This is a genomic window from Hymenobacter cyanobacteriorum, assembly GCF_022631375.1.
Classification (GTDB): domain Bacteria; phylum Bacteroidota; class Bacteroidia; order Cytophagales; family Hymenobacteraceae; genus Hymenobacter; species Hymenobacter cyanobacteriorum.
This window is the reverse complement of the sequence record NZ_JALBGC010000003.1, coordinates 519,635-539,223: the sequence shown is the minus strand read 5'-3', so window position 1 is coordinate 539,223 and position 19,589 is coordinate 519,635. Positions and strand designations below refer to the sequence as shown.

The 19,589-nt window shown below is 66.0% G+C and carries 12 protein-coding genes; 9 read left to right on the top strand and 3 right to left on the bottom strand.

The features are described 5' to 3' along the window. Positions 1-21: 21 nt before the first annotated feature. Positions 22-465, top strand: coding sequence for a hypothetical protein (locus tag MON38_RS12090; RefSeq protein WP_241936427.1), 444 nt, complete (start codon positions 22-24; stop codon positions 463-465). Here MON38_RS12090 and MON38_RS12085 read toward each other — a convergent pair. Continuing rightward, the gene (locus MON38_RS12085) at positions 462-1,154 is read right to left on the bottom strand and encodes an HAD family hydrolase (protein WP_241936426.1); all 693 of its coding nucleotides are present in this window, start codon (positions 1,152-1,154) and stop codon (positions 462-464) included. The two genes, MON38_RS12090 and MON38_RS12085, sit on opposite strands and share 4 nt — an antisense overlap. Positions 1,155-1,223: 69 nt before the next feature. Between MON38_RS12085 and pafA the strand changes: the two genes are divergently transcribed. The 4 genes from pafA (at position 1,224) to MON38_RS12065 (ending at position 5,347) form a co-directional block, all read left to right on the top strand. After that, positions 1,224-2,930, top strand: a complete 1,707-nt coding sequence (gene pafA / locus MON38_RS12080; protein ID WP_241936425.1) for an alkaline phosphatase PafA — start codon at positions 1,224-1,226, stop codon at positions 2,928-2,930. A gap of 145 nt (positions 2,931-3,075) precedes the next feature. After that, a complete protein-coding gene (locus tag MON38_RS12075; protein WP_241936424.1) occupies positions 3,076-3,630 on the top strand; it encodes an inorganic diphosphatase in 555 nt (184 codons plus the stop codon). A gap of 138 nt (positions 3,631-3,768) precedes the next feature. Continuing rightward, entirely contained in the window at positions 3,769-4,653 is an 885-nt protein-coding gene (locus MON38_RS12070; RefSeq protein ID WP_241936423.1) for a UbiA prenyltransferase family protein, read from the top strand. Positions 4,654-4,714: 61 nt separating this feature from the next. Then, on the top strand, positions 4,715-5,347 hold the full coding sequence (locus tag MON38_RS12065) for a CatB-related O-acetyltransferase (RefSeq protein ID WP_241936422.1): 633 nt from the start codon (positions 4,715-4,717) through the stop codon (positions 5,345-5,347). Positions 5,348-5,426: 79 nt separating this feature from the next. Here MON38_RS12065 and MON38_RS12060 read toward each other — a convergent pair whose 3' ends face one another. Next, positions 5,427-6,953, bottom strand: a complete 1,527-nt coding sequence (locus MON38_RS12060) for an NAD(P)H-hydrate dehydratase (protein WP_241936421.1) — start codon at positions 6,951-6,953, stop codon at positions 5,427-5,429. 31 nt (positions 6,954-6,984) lie between these two features. Here MON38_RS12060 and MON38_RS12055 point away from each other — a divergent pair, with 31 nt between their 5' ends. From MON38_RS12055 to sdaAA, 4 genes are all read left to right on the top strand, one after another. Further along, a complete protein-coding gene (locus tag MON38_RS12055) occupies positions 6,985-7,524 on the top strand; it encodes an RBBP9/YdeN family alpha/beta hydrolase (protein ID WP_241936420.1) in 540 nt (179 codons plus the stop codon). Between the two features lie 102 nt (positions 7,525-7,626). Beyond that, a complete protein-coding gene (gene msrB / locus MON38_RS12050; protein WP_241936419.1) occupies positions 7,627-8,094 on the top strand; it encodes a peptide-methionine (R)-S-oxide reductase MsrB in 468 nt (155 codons plus the stop codon). 75 nt (positions 8,095-8,169) lie between these two features. Continuing rightward, a complete protein-coding gene (locus MON38_RS12045) occupies positions 8,170-9,429 on the top strand; it encodes a T9SS type A sorting domain-containing protein (RefSeq protein WP_241936418.1) in 1,260 nt (419 codons plus the stop codon). 107 nt (positions 9,430-9,536) lie between these two features. Continuing rightward, the gene (gene sdaAA, locus MON38_RS12040) at positions 9,537-10,445 is read left to right on the top strand and encodes an L-serine ammonia-lyase, iron-sulfur-dependent, subunit alpha (protein ID WP_241936417.1); all 909 of its coding nucleotides are present in this window, start codon (positions 9,537-9,539) and stop codon (positions 10,443-10,445) included. 175 nt (positions 10,446-10,620) lie between these two features. On the opposite strand, the gene MON38_RS12035 is transcribed toward sdaAA, so the two are convergent. Continuing rightward, the gene (locus tag MON38_RS12035) at positions 10,621-19,551 is read right to left on the bottom strand and encodes a beta strand repeat-containing protein (RefSeq protein WP_241936416.1); all 8,931 of its coding nucleotides are present in this window, start codon (positions 19,549-19,551) and stop codon (positions 10,621-10,623) included. Positions 19,552-19,589: the final 38 nt, after the last annotated feature.

Sequence of the window (19,589 nt, the reverse complement as noted above, 5' to 3'; positions counted from 1 at the left end):
GCCGGCCTATCCGTTTGCCTGATGCCCGATACCGAAATTTTCTCCGAACCCTACGGCCGCGTATTGCTCGACGAAGCCGTGCCGTGCGTTATCATTCAGTGGTTTGGCTTTGCCAACCGTACCGAGTTTCTGGCCTTGCAGAACACGGCCCTGCGCTACCTCGAAGACCACGCCACGCCCGCCCGCCCCTGGGGCCTGGTGGCCGACGTGCGCCGCATGGGGGCCATTCCCACCGAAGTGCAGGAGTGGCTGGTCAACGACTTTAACCCCCGGGCCGTGGCCGCCGGCTTGCGCGAAGTGAGCGTAGTGCCCGCCGAAACGGTTTTTGGCCAGTTGGCCACCCAGCGCTACCAGCGCGAGAGCGCCGCCACCGGCCTGGCCGACGTGCTACCCACTGTGCTCTACCCCACAATGGCCGCCGCTGCCGAGGGAGCCCGTCAAGCAATGGCAGAGGCTAGCCGCTAAACGCGCCGCTTCTGCGGCCGGGGCGCTTCGGGCTGTTGCGCCAGCAGCTCCAGCAGGCGGGCCGGGGTGAGCTCGGTGAAATCCTTAATGACGGCGAGCGGGGCCTGAAATGCCTTGCCCGGCAGGGTGGTGGCCACGGCCACGCAGCGCATGCCGGCACGGTAGGCCGCCTGCTCGCCCAGCAGCGCATCTTCGAATACGATGCAGCTTTCGGGCTTGGCGCCCAGTTTGGCGGCTGTGAGGGAGTAGGTATCGGGGTGGGGCTTGCCATTGGGCACGTCGTCTTTGCCGATGATGACGTCGAAGTATTGGCGCAGGTCGAGATGGTCGAGGATATAGCTGAGCGTGGGGCCGCCCGAGCCGGTGCCGAGGCCGATGTTGAAGCCCTCGGCGCGGGCCGATTTCAGAAAAGCCACGAGGCCCGGCAGCGCGCGGCGCTTGCTCCAGTACAGCGTGCGGTAGAGAAACTCGCGCTGCTCGGCATAAATATCGAGCTGCTTTTGGGGGATGGAATGGCGGAAAACGCTTTGGATGATGTCGCCGGCGGGCATGCCGTTGAGGCGCCGGAGCAGCTGGCGGGCGTTGGTGGTCAGGCCAAGGTCGCGGAACAGGAGCTGGAAGGCGCGGGCCTGCACGGGCGTGTTGTCGACGAGGACGCCGTCCATGTCGAAGATGAGGGTTGGTTTCATAACCTTGCCTACGCAGGCCGGCGGAAGAGCGGCGGTATCTTTGCCGGGCTTTTGCTCTTTTGCTGACTTATGAAAAAACTACTTGCCCTGGCTTTACTGGCCCTGCCCACGCTGGCGGCCAAGCCCGAAAAGCCGGTGCCGCGCCCCAAGCTGGTGGTGGGCATCGTGGTCGACCAGATGCGCTACGACTACATTTACCGCTACTGGGCCAAGTACCCGGCCGGCGGCTTTCGGCGCCTGCTGGGCGAGGGCTTCAGCTACGAAAGCTGCCACTACAACTACGTGCCCACCTACACCGGCCCCGGCCACGCCAGCGTGTACACGGGCACCACGCCGGCCGTGCACGGCATCATCGGCAACAACTGGTTTGAGCGCGAAACCGGCAAGGGCACCTACGTGACGGAGGACAAAACCGTGCAGGCCGTGGGCGGCACCGCGGCGGCCGGCCAGATGTCGCCGCGCCACCTGCTCAGCACCACCATCACCGACGAGCTGCGGCTGGCCACAAATTTCCAGGCCAAAACCATTGGCATCAGCATGAAGGACCGGGGCAGCATTCTGCCGGCCGGCCACGCGGCCACCGCCGCGTATTGGTACGACGGCACCAACGGCGCATTCATCAGCAGCACCTTCTACCAGGCGGCCCTGCCCGAGTGGGTGGCCAAGTTTAATGCCGCCGGCCACGCCGCCGGCTACCTGGCCCAGCCCTGGAACACGCTGCTGCCCATTGCCGAGTACACCGAAAGTTCGGCCGACGACGTGCCCTGGGAGGCCGCGTTCAAGGGCGAAAGCAAGCCGGTGTTTCCGCACGATTTGCCCACGCTCTCGGCCGGCGCGCCCGCCTCGGTGCAGCCTGCCCTCAAGAACTCGGGCGATGCCAAGAACCCGCAGGCCCCCACCCAGAACCTCGACCTCATCCGCAGCACGCCGTTCGGCAACTCGCTCACCACCGATTTCGCCCTCGAAATCCTGCGGCAGGAGCAGTTGGGCCAGCGCAGCATCACCGACTTTCTGGCCATCAGCTACAGCTGCACCGACTACGTGGGCCACCAGTTCGGGCCCAATTCCATCGAGGCCGAAGACACCTACCTGCGCCTTGACCGCGAGCTGGCCCGCCTCTTCGCGGCCCTCGACCAGCAGGTGGGCCGCGGCCAGACGCTGGTGTTCCTCACCGCCGACCACGCCGCCGCCCACGCCGTGGGCTTCAACCAGGCCCACCGGCTGCCCGGCGGCGGCGTGGGCCCCGGCATCATGCGCGACTCGGTGCAGCGCGCCCTCACCCGGCAGTATGGCCCCGGCCAGTGGGTGCTGAGCTACGAAAACCAGCAGGTGTACCTGAACCGCCCGCTGCTCAAAACGAAAAATATTGACCTCGGCCAGGCCCAGGCGGCCGTGGCCGCCGCCCTGCTCACGCTGCCCGGCGTCACGCAGGCCCTCACCGCCCTCGACCTGCAGCGCGCCCACTGGAGCGAGGGCCTGGGCATGTACCAGGAAAACGGCTTTTTCGCGCCGCGCTCGGGCGATGTGCTCACGGTGCTGGCCCCCGGCTGGCTCGAAGCCTACGCCTACCCCGTGGTGAAGGGCACCACCCACGGTTCGGCCGGGGCCTACGACACGCACGTGCCGCTGCTGTTCTGGGGATGGGGCGTGAAGCACGGCGCCTCGTCGGCCGCCGCGCGCATCACCGACATTGCGCCCACCATTGCGCAGTTTCTGCACATTCAGGAGCCCAGCGGCTGCTCGGGCGTGCCGCTGCGCGAGGTGCTGGGCCGGTAAAACAAAACGCCGCCGGTCGGGCTTCGCTACGTGCGGCACGGCGGGCGCTTTGCACGACGTTCGTACTTTTTATAACCAAACTCCAGGCATCTGCTTGTAATTTTGACCAACCCAACCGTCAAGTAGCCGGTTGTTTACCCCGCTTATGACCCATTTTAACCCCTGGCACGACGTGTCGCGCGGCGACGAAACCCCCACCGTCGTTCAGTCTATCATCGAAATTCCGAAAGGCAGCAAAGGCAAGTACGAGCTCGACAAAGAGAGCGGCCTGCTGAAGCTCGACCGCGTGCTGTTCTCGGCCGTGCACTACCCGGCCGCCTACGGCTTCATTCCGCAAACGTATTGCGACGACAAGGACCCGCTCGATATTCTGGTGCTCTGCTCGGTCGATATTGTGCCCATGTGTCTCGTGGAAGCCAAAGTCATCGGCGTGATGCAGATGGTGGACCAGGACGAGGAGGACGATAAAATCATCGCCGTGGCCGCCCACGACATTTCGGTGAACCACTACAACGACATCTCGGACCTGCCCCCGCACACGCTGCTCGAAATGCAGCGCTTTTTCGAGGACTACAAGGCCCTGGAGCACAACAAGCACGTGACCGTGGAGCGCTTCATGGGCAAGGAAGACGCCTACCGCATCATCAACGACAGCATCAAACTGTACGAAGAAACCTTCGGCGACCGCGCGGCGAAATAGCTACCGGCCCGAGTACCCGAGTACCCCGGAATTTTATTTCGGCCCACGCGAACGGTTGACGTTCCAACGGCCCGAAGTGAAATTTCGGGGTACTCGTTTTAAGCCCACCCAACGGCCATCCGCTTCTACCTTCGCTTCGTGGATTCTCCCGCCTCTTTCGCCGCTCCTGAAGGTGGCCGCCGCTTCGGGCAGCGGCTGCTCGATGCCGTGCTGTTCAGCAGTGCGTGGCTGGCCGGCGCGGCGGCGGTGCAAACGGCGGCCTCGTTCCGGCGTTGGCCCCCGGCCGATGGCGGCGTGAATGGCCGCGTGGTGGCGCTGGTGTTTGCCGCCACGCTTTTAGTGTATAATCTCGATGCCGTGCTGCCCTTCAAGCACCGGCAGCCGGCGGCCGGCTCGGGGCGCAAGGCCTGGCAGCAGCGGCACCGCCGGGCGCTGGCGGCGCTGGCCGGCGTGGCGGCGCTGGCGGCGGGCTACTTTTTTCTGGCCGATGGCTGGTGGCATTTCCTGCCGGCGCTGCTGCCGCTCACGGGGCTGGCGCTGCTGTACTCGTGGCCGCTGGTGCGCTGGCAGGGGCAGCGCCGGGCCGTGCGCGAAGTGCCGCTGCTGAAGGGCTTTCTGATTGCGGGCGTGTGGTCGGCCATTACCGTGGGCCTGCCTGCCCTGGCCCTGCACCGCCCGCTGGCCGAGGCGCTGGGCCTGCTGGCGCAGCGCTTCATGCTGGTGCTGGCCCTCACCATCGTGTTCGACATTCGGGACCTGAGCCGCGACCGGGCGGCGGGCACGCGCACCTTCCCGCTGGTGCTGGGCGTGGGCGGAGCCAAAGCCGCCGCGCTGGCCTTCCTGGCCGCCGCCATGACGCTGGGCTACGAGCGCGGCGTGCCACCGCTGGGCCTGGGCCTCACGGCGCTGGCCGCAGCCGCCGTTATCCTGCTGGCCGAGGAGCGGCGCTCCGACTACTTTTTCGCCCTGCTGGCCGATGGCGTGCTGCTGGTGCCGGCCGTGCTGTATTTGATTGGGCGGTAAGGCCGAGAAGCCGCCGAAAGCTATTTTCGGCCCGCGTCATTCCTGCCTTTTCCTTTTCTCTATGGCCGTCGTCGACCCCTCTACCGTGTTTCCACTGGCCGGCTACGAGCGGCTGTGCTTCCTGAAAAACGTGGTCAACCACCCGCAGATTACCGTGGGCGACTACACGTATTACGACGATTTTGAGGACGTTGCCAACTTCCAGCGGCGCGTGCGCTACCTGTTCGATTTCACCGGCGACCACCTACGCATCGGCAAATTCTGCATGTTGGCTTCGGGCGTCGAGTTCATCATGAACGGTGCTAACCACCTGGCCGAGGCCGTGAGCGCCTACCCGTTTGCCGTGTTCGGCGGCGACTGGGCCGGGGCGATGGCCGGCAAAACCTACCCCAACAAAGGCGATACCGTGGTGGGCAATGATGTCTGGATTGGCTACCGGGCCACCATCATGCCGGGCGTGACGATTGGCGACGGAGCCATCGTCGGGGCTTGCGCCGTGGTCACGCGCGACGTGCCGCCCTACGCCATTGTGGGCGGCAACCCTGCCCGCATCATCCGCATGCGCTTCGATGCCGATACCGTGGCCCGCCTGCTGGCCCTGGCGTGGTGGGACTGGCCCATCGAAAAAATCACCCGGTTCGCCCCGCTGCTAACCGGCGACGTGGCCGCATTTTTGGCAGTTTTGAATGAGTAGGGGCGGGGCTTGCCCCCGCCCGCCATTGAACAGAGTCGTTGAGGTCAAACAAACGTCCGGGCGGGGGCAAGCCCCGCCCCTACACCTCCGCCAGCGCCGGGCCGAGGTGGCGCACGATATCGCCCGCCACCAGCCCGGCCATTCCGGTGAGCGCGGCGGCCAGGTCGCCGGCCCGGCCGTGGGCGTACACGCCCAGCCGCACCGCCTCGAAGGCCGGCAGCTGGGCGTGGGCGCGCAGGGCCAGCAGCACGCCCGTGAGCACGTCGCCGCTGCCGCCGGTGGCCATGCCGGCGTTGCCGGTGCTGTTGAAGTGCAGCTCGCCGGTAGGCGTGGCCAGGCAGGTGTAGGCCCCTTTTAGCACCACCAGGCAGCGGTGCTCGGTGGCGAAGTCGCGCAGCAGCTCCAGGCGGTGGTAGTCGTCGCGAGCGGGCTCGGTGAGGCGCTCAAACTCCTTGGGGTGGGGGGTGAGCACGGTGTTTTCGGGCAGCTGCTTCAACAGGGCGCGGTGGCTGCCGAGCAGGTTCAGCGCGTCGGCGTCGATGACGAGGGGCAGGGGCTGGCCGGTTTTGTCGAGCGGCTTGGCGGCCGCTTTCAGCAGCTGGCGCAGCACGGCGAGGCTGGCCGGCTGCTGGCCCAGGCCCGGGCCGATGGCGACGGCCTGATAAGGTTTCAGCTCCGGCAACTCGCTGATGAAATCGGCCTGCTTGTCGGTCAGGCACATGGCTTCGGGCTGGCTGATTTGGAAGATGTCGTAGCCGCAGCCGGGGATGTGGGCCGTGAGCAGCCCCACGCCGCTGCGCAGGCAGGCCCCCGCCGAGAGCACGGCCGCGCCCATCTTGCCCCGGCTGCCGGCCAGCAGCAGCGCGTGCCCAAACGTGCCCTTGTGGCTGAACTTGGGGCGCGGCGGCAGCTGGCCGGCCACGGTAGCAGCATCGGTGTAATGCCAAGGCGTAACTGCTTCGGCAATAAAATTGGCGCTCAGGCCAATGTCCATTACCTGCCATTCGCCCACCAGTTCAGCATTCTGCGGCAGCAGGAACGCCAGCTTGGGCAGGCCGAAACTCACGGTGTGCTGCGCCCGCACCACGGCGCTATCGACCGGCTGAGGCGCATCGGCGAACAGGCCGCTGGGCAGGTCGATGGCTACCACACGGGCCTGCGCTTGGTTGAGGTGCTGCACGACTTTGGCTGCCAGGCCCGCGAGCGGCCGGCTCAGGCCGGTGCCAAACAGGGCATCAATTACCAGCTGGCTGGGGTCGATTTTCGGTAGGCGCGCCGGGCCGATTTCGACTACGGGCACCGAATTTGGCAGCATGTGGCGGTTGTGCTGCCAGTCGGCCGACTGCTTCTCGGTCGGCAGCAGGGCCACGCGTAGGCGGTAGCCGGCGCGCTGCAGCAGGCGCGCCGCCGCGAGGCCGTCGCCGCCGTTGTTGCCCGGGCCGCAGAGCAGCAGGATTTCGCCCGCCTCGGCCGGCGCGAAACGACTGCTGAACCACTTCACAAAAGCCGTGGCGGCGCGCTCCATCAGCTCGGGCGAAAGCAGGTGTTGCTCGCGCAGGGTGGCCTGGTCGAGCTGGCGGGTTTGGGCGGCGGTGAGTATTTTCATGGGAAAGCAGGCAGGCGGGTTACTTTTGGGCATGCAGGAAAACACTCGCGTCTTCATCGTGCCCGGCCTCGGCAGCTCGGGGCCCGACCATTGGCAAACGTATTTCGAGCGCACGCAGCCGGATTTTACGCGCATCGAGCAGCGCGAGTGGGACGTGCCCGACCGCGCCGAATGGGTGGCCCGCCTCGAAGACGCCCTCGACGGCGAAGACCTGAGCCAGGTGGTGCTGGTAGCCCACAGCTTGGGCTGCGTCACGGTGGCGCACTGGGCCGAGCAGTACGGCCACCGCATCAAAGGCGCGCTGCTGGTAGCGCCCAGCGACGTGGAAACCGCGCACTATGCCGCCTTTCCCACCACCGGCTTCGGCCCCATGCCGCTGGCCCGGCTGCCGTTTCCGAGCAAAGTCGTGTTCAGCCAGAACGATGAATGGGTGACACCCGCCCGCGCCCGACAGTTTGCCGAGGCCTGGGGCAGCGAGCTGGTCGACATTGGCGAAGCCGGCCACATCAACACGGCCAGCGGCTACGGGCCGTGGCCGGCCGGGCTGGCGCTGCTGGAGTCTATGGTGTAAGGAAAGCCCCGGCGCAGCGTCTATCAAACGCGGCCGGAAACCTCCCGGGGCTGGCCGCGTTTACCTTATTCCTGCCGCTTTCCTTCAAATAACTCCCCCGATATGCAAACCTGGAACGACGTTATCCGCCTTGCCAACCACCCCATTCCCTCGCCGCGCCGTGTCGAGAAAACGCCCGCCGAATGGCGCGCCCAGCTCACGCCCGAGCAGTTCCACGTCACCCGCGAGCACGGCACCGAGCGCGCCTTCACCGGCGAGTACTGCGAGGCCCACGAAGCCGGTCTCTACGCCTGCGTGTGCTGCGGCACGCCGCTCTACGACTCGCGCACGAAGTTCGAGTCCGGCACCGGCTGGCCCTCGTTCACGCAGCCCGTCGACGAAAGCGCCATCCGCTACAAGAAGGACACCAGCTACGGCATGACCCGCGTGGAAGTGCTCTGCAACGTGTGCGACGCCCACCAGGGCCACGTGTTCCCCGACGGCCCCGCGCCCAGCGGCCTGCGCCTGTGCATCAACTCGGCCAGCATCAAGCTGGTGAGCGAGGGCGAGAAACAGCCGGCTGCGCATTAGGCCCGGTGCTGAAAAGCGCTTAGTTTTGAACCTGATTGGCTACTATCGGCCAATCAGGTTTTTTTATTCCTTTCCATGTTCAAACGTTTACTGCTCCTCTCCGGCGCGGCCCTGCTGGCTTACCACAGCTCCGCCCAAACCCTGGCCCCTATCGAAGTTCGCCCGCCCGATGAAGCGCCCGGCTTCAGCAAGCGCGATAATGCATTGGCCGGCCGGCCCGCTGCTACCGTTTCACAGTTGCAGGAAGTTCTGATTCAGAACTGGAACGGCAGTGCCTGGGTCGACTTGCAGCGGCAGACTTACCTGCGCTACGCCACGCCCACGCTGCCGGGCACCATTCGAATTGACCGCAGCAACGGCAGCGCCTGGGTGCTAAATGGCGCACATCGCTACCGCTACACCTCGGCCGGCGAAATCCTGAGCGACACCACCGACCAATACCAGCAGACGCCTTACGGGGCTTATTTTGCCTCCATCAACACCTTCAACACCCCCAGCCAGGTGCGCTGGGAGTGGTACAAGACCCGCAATGCCTTCAATACGACGGCGCCCTGGGATTCGCTGAAGCGTAATTCGCACAGCTACAACGCGGCCGGCCAGCGCACGCAGGTGCTCGAGGAGTTTTACACCAGCGGCTATTTCTCAGCCACAGCCCGCCGGCTCTGGACGTACAATGGCCTGGGCCAGGTGGCCGTGTACGAAACCCAGAGTAACAGCGGCCCCACCAACTGGGACCCGCTCCAGCGCTTCAGCTACACCTACAACGCGGCCGGCAAGCTGCAGCAGTCCATCACCGAAAGCGTACTGCTGGGCAGCAATACCTACGGCAACTCGGCCCGCAACACCATGAGCTTCGACGCGCAGGGCCGCGAGTCGGTGCTGACCACCGAAACGTGGGGCACCAATAGCGCCTGGGCCACCTCGTCGCAAACCCTTTACACTTATTCTGCCAACGGCGACCCCAGCACGGCCACCCTGCAGGCCTGGAACCCCAACACCAACGCTTTCCAGAACTACCAGCGCGCCCTGTATACTTACGCCCAGGTAACGGCCATCCAGCGGGCTCACAATGCTGCCCTCGGCCTGGCCGTGGCACCCAACCCCGGCTCGGGGGCATCGGCGGCCCTCTACTACCAGCTGCCGGCCGCCGCTCCGGTTTCGGTAGACGTGTGCGACCTGCTGGGCCGCCACGTAGCTACCGCGCTGGCTTCTGAAGCCCAGGCTGCCGGCGAGCACCGCGTGGCCCTGACGGGCGTGGCGCTGGCCCCGGGGCTGTACTTGGTGCGCCTGCGCGCCGGCCAGCAGCAGTGGCAAACCAAGTGGGATAACCGCTAGCCGGCACCGCCGCGCCACCCTCGCGCGTAGCTTTGCGCCCCGGCCGAAGACACCTTCGGCCGGGGCTTTGCGTTTATAGCCCACCACCCATCCCAATCCCACCCACCATGTCGTTGCTATTTAATGATTTCGCCTCCTGGGGCGCGCACTGCGCCGAAACCGGCGAGCCGCTCTACCAGCCCGTGCTGGCCTACGAAATCGAGCAAAAAGGCCGCACCGAAGACGAAATCTGGGCCGGCCTGCAGCGGGCCTACGACGTGATGCGCGATGCCGTGCACGAAGGCCTGACCGGCGACATGACCTCCCGCTCGGGCATGATAAACAACGGGGCCAAAAAGATTGCCGCCTCGCCCGTCACCGTCCTCTCGCCCGAATTCAAACAGCTCATTACCCGCGCCTTGGGTGCCAAGGAAGTAAACTCCTGCATGGGCCGCGTAGTAGCCGCGCCCACGGCCGGGGCTTCGGGCATCCTGCCCGGCGTGCTCGTAACCTTGCAGGATTTACACAAGCTCGACGACCGCCGGATTCTGGAGGGCCTGCTCGTGGCCGCCGGCATTGCCCTGATTATTGAGCAAAACGCCTCGCTGGCCGGGGCCGTGGGCGGCTGCCAGGCCGAAACCGGCTCGGCCGCCGCCATGGGCAGCGGGGCCATCGTGTACTGCCTGGGCGGGCCGGTCGAGCAGGTGTTTGCGGCCGTGGCCGTCACCATTCAGTGCATGCTCGGGCTGGTGTGCGACCCCGTGGCTGGCCTCGTGGAGGTACCCTGCGTAGTGCGCAACGCTTCCGCGGCGGCCATTGCGTTCAGCTCGGCCCAGATTGCCATCGCCGGCATCGACCCGGTGATTCCCGTCGACCAGTGCGTGGCGGCCCTCGGCGAGGTGGGCCAGGCCATGGAAACCCGCTATAAGGAAACCGCCCTCGGCGGGCTGGCCGCCACCAAGCGCGGCAAGGAAATCGAGAAAATGGTGCTGGTGCAGGACGTCAACATCCTGCCTGACGACCCTGACGAAATGTAGCGTTTGTCATTCCGACGCAGGAGAAATATGAGCGAGAAATCTAAATGGATTTCCTCAGGTTCTTTCTGCGTCGGAATGACACCCGCTCTCTGACAACCTGCCCCGCCTCAACACAAAAAAAGCCCCGCCGGCAATGCCAGCGGGGCTTTTTTTGTGTTGAGCGTAACCTTACCGGTTACTCACGCACCAGGCGGTGGGTTTCTACACCGTCGGCATTGCTCAGGCGTAGCAGGTACACGCCCGTGGCCGCGCCCGTCAGGTCGAGGGCGTGGGTGGCGGTACCGGCGTTAGCCGGCAGTAGCTGCTGCGTTACCACACGGCCCAGGGCGTCGAGCACCGTGAGCTGGGTGGCGCTGCGGTAGCCGGTCAGCTCCAGCGTTACCTGGCCCGAGGGCGTCGGGTTCGGGAACAAGCGCAGCGACGAGCCGGCCAGGGCCTGGTTGGTGGCCGTCACTACCAGCACCGTCGAAGGAGCCGACTGGCAACCCGTGGCCGTGCTGATGAAGCGCACCGTGTAGTTGCCCGGTGCAACCGCGCCGTTGGCCGTGTAGGTCTGGCTGGTCGCGCCGGCAATGATACCACCGTTGAGGTACCACTGGTAGGTGGTGCCGGCCGGGGCCACGCTGCTGGTGAACAGCACCGTGCTCCGGGTGGGGTAGGTGTACGTGTAGGTCGGCGTAGCCGGCAGCGCGTTGATGGTGACGGTGGTCGTGCCAGTCGCGGCGGCGCAACCGCCGCTGGCGGCCACCGTGTTGGTCACGGTGTAAGTGCCGGCCGTCGAGGTAGCCGGGTCCACCACGCCGGTCGTGGCGTTAATCGTGAGGCCGGCGGCCGACGAGAACGTGCCGGCCGTGGCACCCGTGCCCAGCGTGGGCGTCAGCAGTGCAGCCGAGCCGGCGCAGGCGCTGGCCGAAGCGTAGCTGAACGTAGCCAGCGGGGCCGCCGTGATGGTCACCTGCGCCGTGGCCGTGGCCGCCGCGCAGCCATTGGCGGCGGCTACCGTATTGGTTACGGTGTAGGTGCCGGGCGTGCTGCTGCTGAGCGTGATAGCGCCGGTGCTGGCATTGATGGTCAGGCCGGCGGTCGAGCTGAACGTGCCAGCGGTGGAACCCGTGCCCAGTACTACGGTTGGGCTGGTCGCACCAGTCACGCAGAAGGTCGACGTGGTGCCGTAGCTGAACGTAGCCAGCGGGGCCGCCGTGATGGTCACCTGCGCCGTGGCCGTGGCCGCCGCGCAGCCGTTAGCCGCAGCCAACGTGTTGGTCACGGTGTAGGTGCCGGGCGTGCTGCTCGACAGCGTGATTGCGCCCGTGGTAGCATTAAGCGTCAGGCCCGCAGTCGAACTGAACGTACCCGCGGTTGCGCCGGTGCCCAGTACCACGGCCGGAGCCGTCGTGCCGCTCACGCAGAAGGTCGACGTGGTGCCGTAGCTGAACGTGGCCAGCGGGGCCGCCGTGATGGTCACCTGCGCCGTGGCCGTAGCCGCCGCGCAGCCGCCGTTGGCAGCAATGGTGTTGGTCACGGTGTAGGTGCCAGGCGTCGAAGAAGCCAGCGTAATCGTGCCGGTAGCTGGGTCAATGGTCAGGCCAGCGGTCGAGCTGAACACCCCACCGCTGGCACCCGTGCCGAAGCTGGGAGCCGGGTTGGTGGCACCGCTCACGCAATAGCTGGGCGAAGTGCCGTAGCTGAACGTGGCCACCGGAGCCGTGGTAATCGTTACCAACTGCGTGCTGCTGCTGCCGCAGGGGCCGGCCACCGTATAGGTTACGGTGTAGGTGCCGGGCGTGCTGCTGCTGAGCGTAATCGCACCAGTAGTAGCGTTAATCGTCAGGCCCGAAGTCGAGCTGAACGTGCCGCCGGCAGTGCCGGTCACGGTAGCCGTGGGGTTGGTGCCCGTCACGCAGAACGTGCCGCCGCCGTAGCTGAACGTGGCCGTCGTGGCCGGCGTGATGGTTGCCGTAGCAGTGGCCGAAACGGCCGCGCAGGCCCCCGAAGCGGCCACGGTGTTGGTCACGGTGTAGGTGCCGGCGGTGCTGCTGCTGAGCGTGATTACGCCGGTAGCCGGGTCGATGGTCAGGCCCGTGGTCGAGCTGAATGTGCCCGCCGTGGCGCTGCTGCCCAGCGTGGGCGTTACGGTGCTGGCCGAACCGGCGCAGTACGTCGTAGCTGCCGGGTAGCTGAACGTCGCTACCGGAGCCGGGCTGATGCTCAGCGCGAAGCTGGCCGTGGCGGCCGGGCAGGGCGTCGAGCCGGCCGAGGTCAGCGTGATGGTTACCGTGCCAGCAGCTACGTCGGCGGCCGAAGGCGTGTAGGTGGCCGTCAGCGTGTTGGCATCGGGGCTGAACGTGCCCGTGCCGCTGCTGGTGTAGGTGCCGCCCGTGGCCGAGCCGCCCACCGTGCCCGCCAGCTGGTAGGCCGAGGTGCCGCAGGTGGTGCCCGAGGCCGTGGTGAAGCTGGCCGTGGCTGGCTGCGTCACGTTCACCTGAATGGCGGTGCGGGCAGCACTGGCGCATTCCGAGCTCACGCTCCAGTCGTAGTAATAGTAGTAGTAAGCCGCGTCGAAGGAGTTGCCCGTGATGGTTACGCCACCGCCGGTGTAGGGGTAAGAAGCCCCGCTGTCGTTGCGATACAGCGAAACACTACCCGTGCCAATCACCAGGCGCTGGGCCGTGCCGGCCACCAGGCTGAAGTTGAGCGGAATGAACGTCTTGGTATTCACCTGCGCCGCCGTCACGGCTACGGTTGCCGTCTGGATAAGCGTCCCCGTGCTGCTGCGGTAGTCGATAACCACATTGCCCGCAGCTCCCGGATAAACGTTCACGCCGAGCAGCGTCGTGGGCTGGCTCACGTTAAACTGCAGGTAGTTGCTGACCGTGCTGGTGCTGCCGGTGCCGATGGCGTTGGTAAGCGGACCCACCGAAGCCGAGCTGCCCGTGAAGGCTTCGGCGTAGTAGGTGGTGCTGGCCGTGAGGGCTGGCGTGGTGTAGCTGCCGGCCGTGGTGCTCGTCAGGGCCGTGCCGCCGGTAGCAGTGCTGAAGAAGCGGATGCTGTAGCCCGCGCTGGCCGTTGCCGAGAGCGTGGCCGTGCTGCCCGAGCAGATGCTCAGCGGCGTGTTGGTCGAGGCCACCAGCGGGTTGTTCACCGTGAGGGTGCTTACGTTGGAAGTGGCCACGGCCGTGCCGCAGCGCACTTGGGCGCGGTAGTAGGTGGTGCTGGTGAGCACCGGCGTGGTGAAGGCTGCACTGGTAGCGCCGGCTACGTCGGTAAACGTCACGTTATCCGTGCTGCTCTGGTACTGAATGGTCCCGTTAGCGGCGCCGGTCAGCGTCAGGCTGGCGGTGCCGCTCACGCAAATGGTGCTGCTGGCCGGAGCCAGCGTGCCGGCCACCGGGGCCGCTACCGTGCGGGTTACAGCCGCCAGAGCATCATTGCTGGTCGTCTGGTCGCCGGCCACGGTAGCCGTGATGGCGAACGAGTAGGTGCCTGCGGCCGACATGTCGAGGGTTGGCGCGAGGGTCACGGTCTGGTTGGCGCCGGCGCCGAGCGTGCCCGTCGTAATGCTGCCCGTCAGGGTCTGCGGGCCGCTGGGCGTGGTTACCACGGCGGTCACGGTAGCGGGGTTGGCGGCGAAGTCCAGCGTTTGCGAGCCCAGGTTGGTTACGCTCACGCTCACGGTTTCGGCGGCGGTGTAGCAGCCCTGGGTGGCGGTGGGCGTCACGAGGGCCAGCGGGCCCAGGTCGATGGGCAACGGGCTGCGTACGCTGATGTTATCGAGGTGGAAGTCGTAGTCCGGGGTATCCTGCGTGGTACCGGTCGAGGCAAAGAAGCCTAAAATAATTTGCTGGCCGGAGTAGGCGCTGAGGTCGACGGAGTAGTTGCGCAGGCTGCCATTGGTAGGCTGGTTGGCCGCGTTGAACTGCGCAAACGTCGGAATGCGGGTAAATGTCTGGCCGCAGTCGGTCGAGATGCGCACTTCTACGAAGTCGTCGGTACCAGTCATGCCGGCCGGGTCGGCCGAGGTGCTGCCGAAGTCGGACAGGCCCGCATCAAAGGTGAGAACAGTGGAACTGGTAGCCAGAAATTTTGGCGATAAAATCCATTCGTTTCTCGCCGTTGCGGCCCCATATAGGTTCACTTTGGCCGTGGTGTTGCCCGTGCTGCCAAAGCCGGTTTGGTTGGTCCACAGCGAAGTGGTGCCGGTGGGCACCGTCGCCCCGGCGGCCTCGCTCCAGCCCGGGAACACCGTGCTCAGGTTCGCGCCCGTGAAACCGGTGAAGGTGACGAGCTGGGGCTGGGCGGCCACGCCCACCACCGTGCGGGTCACGGTCAGGTTGTCGTTGCCGGGGGTGCCATCGCCGGTGGTCGTCGTCGTGACGGCGAAGCTGTAGGTGCCGGCATTGGTCAGGTTCAGCGTGCCGGGCAGGGTCACGGTCTGGGCGGTGTTGGCGGCCAGCGTGCCGGTGTTCAGCGTCGTCGTAAAGGTCTGCGTCGAGTTGTCCGGCTTGGTCACCGTCACGGTCACCGTGGTCGGGTTCAGGGCAAAGTTCAGGGCCGTGCCCGTGTTGTTCGTGATGCTTACGGCCACGGTTTCGCTGGCGCCATAGCAGCCCACGGTCAGCGGGTTCAGCAGGGCAGTAGCGGCCACATCAATCGGCGCGGGCGTAAACTCGTCGGCCCCAATGTCGGGCGTAGTAGCCGAGCGGGTTTCCCCATCAATGTCCAGCGTTACGCTGGCAATGGGAGTTGCCGCGTTGTTGAGGGCCGAAGCCACCGCGTGCAGGTCGGTAGCCGATACATATTGCGGGTCGGCGCTCACCGAGTTGGCGTCCTGGGTAGTGGCGGTGCGCAGCGCCGCCAGGGTCGTTACGTCGGCCCCACCAAAGTAGGCCAGCACTGCCTGCGTGCCGCTGGCGAAGTAGTCGTTGTAGTTGAGGGTGGTGAAAGCCGCCGCGGGGGCCGTCGAGTAAAACGCATACGCCTTGGCGCCGGCGTTGCCCGAGTTCACAATCGAGTTGCGGAAAATGTTGTTCCGGATGTCGAGGGCGGTCGAGCCTGTCAACACCACCAGGCCCGCCGAGATGGAGGCGATGTTATAGGTGTCGGTGCCGGTCAGGTTCACCGAGTTGTAGTACAGGTTGATGCCGCTCTGCGTGCCGCTGAGGCGGATGCCGGCGTTGCTGTAGGTAGTGCCCGAGAAGCCGGTAGCGCCCGGCACCTGCACAAAGTTGTTGCTGATGCGCACGTTGGCTGCCGTCTGAGCAGTTTGCACCTCAATGCCCTTCACGCCGTTGCCGCCGGTGTTCACCTCCGTGAGCCCTTGCAGGCGGTTGCGGTCAATCACTACGCCCGTGGTGCCGCTGCCCAGCAGCAGGCCCACCGAGAGGCCCGTGCTGCTGTTGCCGGTCAGGCCCTGCAGCAAGTTCTGGCTCAGGGTGCCGCCGGTGCTGGCAAACAGGGCCAGGCCGGTGGCCGCGCCCGCCGAGGTCACCACGTTCAGCACCGAGTTGCCGGTGACGGTGGGGGTGGTGGCGTTCTGCACCTGCAGGCCCAGGGCTGTGCCGGTGCTAATCACGTTCTGCACCGTGTTGCCCGTCACCGACGGGGCAATCACGTTGCTGAGCAGAATGCCCGTGCCGTTGATATTCGCGCCCGTAGTGGCCGTTGTCGGGCCCACCACGTTGCCGGTCAGCGCCAGGTTATCGAGGCCGCCGGCCGAAGCCAGGGCCGTACCCGCGGCCTGAATGCCGGTGGTGACGCCTACCACGCTGTTGTTCTGCAGCGTCACGTTGTCGTTGTCGGCACCCGCGAGCACAATGCCCAGGGTTGCGTTGGTGGTGAGGCCACCGCCCACCACGTTCACGTTGCGAATGGTGGCAAACTGGTTGCCTTGGGTCTGGCCGCTTTGCAGCAGCAGGCCCACGCCGTAGGTGCTCGCCGTGAGGGTCGAGTTGGTCAGCGTCAGGTTGCGGGTCGTGCCGCCGGTCGTGTTCGAGCCGTCGATGGTGACGTAGCGCGAGCTGGCCAGTACCAGCACGCTGCCCGCCGCCGTTACCGTCGCCGAAACCCCGGTGTTGGGGCTGATGGTGAGGGTGTTGGTGGCGCTGGCATCGGCCTGGTTGAAAATGGCAATGGGGAAGGTTTCGCCGGTGCTGGCCGAGTAGGCCGCGTCCAGCAGCAGGAAGGTGACGGCCCCGCCCAGGGTGTTGGCGTTGTAGGCATTCACGGCTGCCGTCAGGGTGGGGTAGGTGCGCGCGGGGTTCGGCGAGGTGCTGGTGCCCACGTAGTAAGTGCCGGCCAGTGCGCCCTGAATCAGGTACTGATACACCGAGGTCGGCGGCGTCGTGCCGGGAGGGTTAGCGCCCGAGCCCCCGCCCGGATTGGTCGAAGCGTTGCCCAGCGCATCCTGGGCGGCCACATAATATTGAATTACATCGAAGCCCGCTGCCCCGCCAATAAGGCTGTAATCGAACGTGAAGGTGTAGGTGCTGCCACTCACGCTGTTTGGGTTCACAAACGCAAAGGCCCCCGTCGTGCCCTTGCGGAAGTACAGGCGCGGCGCGTTGGCGCCGGTGGCTACGCCGCTCGGGTCGGTGATGGTGACGGCGAGCGTGCGGCTGGCGGTGCTCGCGGTGCTGCCCAGCGGCGTAAAGGCAATTGCCGGCCCGCTCAGGTCCTGCGGGGTAAACGTGCCTTCGTCGGCCCCGATGTCGGGAGTGGTCGCGTTGCGCGCGTCGCCGTCAAAATCAGTCGTGACGCTGGCAAGGGGTGCCGCGCCGCTTTCCACCTGCGTGGCGACAGCCGGGTTGATGTGCAAGAACGTAGCCGCCGAGCCCGTTGTGCTCAGGAAGGGTGCATCCTCGGTTACCGAGCTGCTTTCGCGAGGGGCCACGGCGCCCTGCAGGGCGCCCAGCGTCTGGTAGGCGGTGGTGCCGTCGTAGTACAGCACCTGCGTTGCCGATGGGGTGCCGGCGTAGTAGAGGTTGTTGTTGGAAGTGCTGGCGTAGCCCGTGAGCGCGGCCGCCGAGCGGCGCAGGGCAACGGTGAGGCCCGTGCCGGCCGCCGTCGACTTATTGACCACGATGTTGTTGCGCAGGTCGGCGGTGGTGGCGGTGGTGGCCAGGTAAATACCCGAGGTGCCAAACGGAGTCGCGCTGCTGCTGGCATTCAGGTACAGGGTGTTGTAGTACAGGTTGGCGGCCGTGCCGCCGCTCACGGCCACGCCGCTCACGGCCGTCAGGCCCGTGGCGGCCGGCGTGCGCAGGTCGCCGAGCAGGTTGTTGGCCACCAGATAGGTGCCCCCGCCCGAAATGCTGATGCCGTTCACGGTCGCGCCCGCACCCACGGCGCTCAGGTCGTACACCTTGTTGCGGCTGATGAGGGTGCCCGTACCGCCGCCCAGCAAAAACGAAAAGCCGTTGACCGTGCCGCTGCCGCTGCCCGCAATGGCCAGGCCGTTTATCGTGTTCTGCGTAATGGTCTGCACGTCGGAGGTGCTCGTGTTGGTCCGGATGCCCACCACCAAGTGCGTGGTTGCCGTCGACGTCCCACTCACGCTCAGACCGCTGAAGCTGTTGCTCGTCAGCGTTTCGGCCGTAGGGCTGCCGCCGTTGCTATAGCCGTACACCGTGCCGGCCGAGGTCGAGGTGCCCGAAATCACGATGGTATTGTTGCTCACCGTGTTGTTGTTAGCCGTCACGGCCGTGGTCGACGACACGAGGCATTGCAGGGTAATGCTCGCCGACGGGGCTGCCGGGGGCTTGCTGTTGCCGGTCAGGGTGTTGCTGTTCATCGTCAGCGCCGTCGGGGAACCACCCGAAATCAGCGACATCGTGCCCGTGCCGGTAGCCGTGTTGTTGCTCACCGTGTTGTTGCTCAGGGTGATAGTGCCGGCCGAAGCGCTATTGCTGATGGCCGTGAACACGGCCGTGGTAGCGCCCGACAACGAGCAGTTGCTCACCGTGTTGCCCGTCACGTTCACCGTCGCGGCCGAGGCCGAAGACGTGATGCCCACCACCGCGCCCGTAGTAACGGTGGCGCTGCTGATGGTGACCGTGTTGTTGGTGATGTTCACCGTGTTGCTGGCGGCCGTCGAGCCAATACCGTTGTCGATGCCAGTTGTCGTTGAAGTAGTAGCCCCGCTGGCCAGCGTAATGGTGTTGCCGGTGATGTCGATACTGGCCGAAGGGGCCGTATTGCCATAAATGCCGCGCAGCGTGCTGGTAACCGTCGAAGCGGCTACGGGTACCGTGGTGCCGCCGACATAGTTCAGCGTGTTGTTCACCACGTTGTTCAGCACCCGGAAGCCGTTCTGGTAGTTGCCGCCAATGCCCCAGCCCGTGGCCGTAGTGCCAAAGTTGTATACCTGGTTGGCTGCCGTCACGCCCACCTCGTTGCTCTGGTCGTAGTTGGCCAGGGTGGTCGAGGTAGAAGCCGTGAAGTACATCCCCGAAGCCGAATTGGTGATGATGTTGCCGCTGACCTTGTTGCTGGAGTTGGCTCCGCTAGGGGCGGTAGCGGCCACCGAAGTGGCCGAAGCGGCAGTGGAAGCCGCGCCGTAGATGCCAAAGGTGCCGGTGTTGGCTTTGTTCAGCGTTATCACGCAGTTGCGAACGACGTTGAACTGGCAGCCGTCGGTGGCCGAGGGCCGGAACAGCGCGATGCCGAACTCCATCTGGGTGGTGGCCGTGGTGTTGGCCGCGTTTTCGGCCAGCTCCAGGCCATCCAGCGTCACGTAGTCGGAACCCGACAGGCTGATGATGGCATCGAGGTTGGTGGTGGTGCCCACGCCGGCCGTGATTTTGGGGTTGGCCCCGCTGCCCGACTTTTGGAACACGATGGGGTTGGCCGCCGTGCCCGTGGCCGTGATGGCGCCGGCCGTGGGGCTGGCAAAGGTTTCGGTGTAGCCCGCCGCGATGTTGAACGTGACGCCGCCCGCGCCCACGCCCCCGGCGTTGAGGGCCGTAATGGCGGCGGCCACCGTGGCATAATCGCCCGGAATGGCCTTGGCCCCGCTGAGCTGCGCCTGCGCCCCAGGGGCAGCCAACAGCGCCAGCACGGCCACCGCCAGCCACCGGCCCAGCCGGCTGCTTAGAAGAAATGTGTGCATAGAGGTTTGGAAATAGGTGGAGAAAAAGAGGGTGAAAA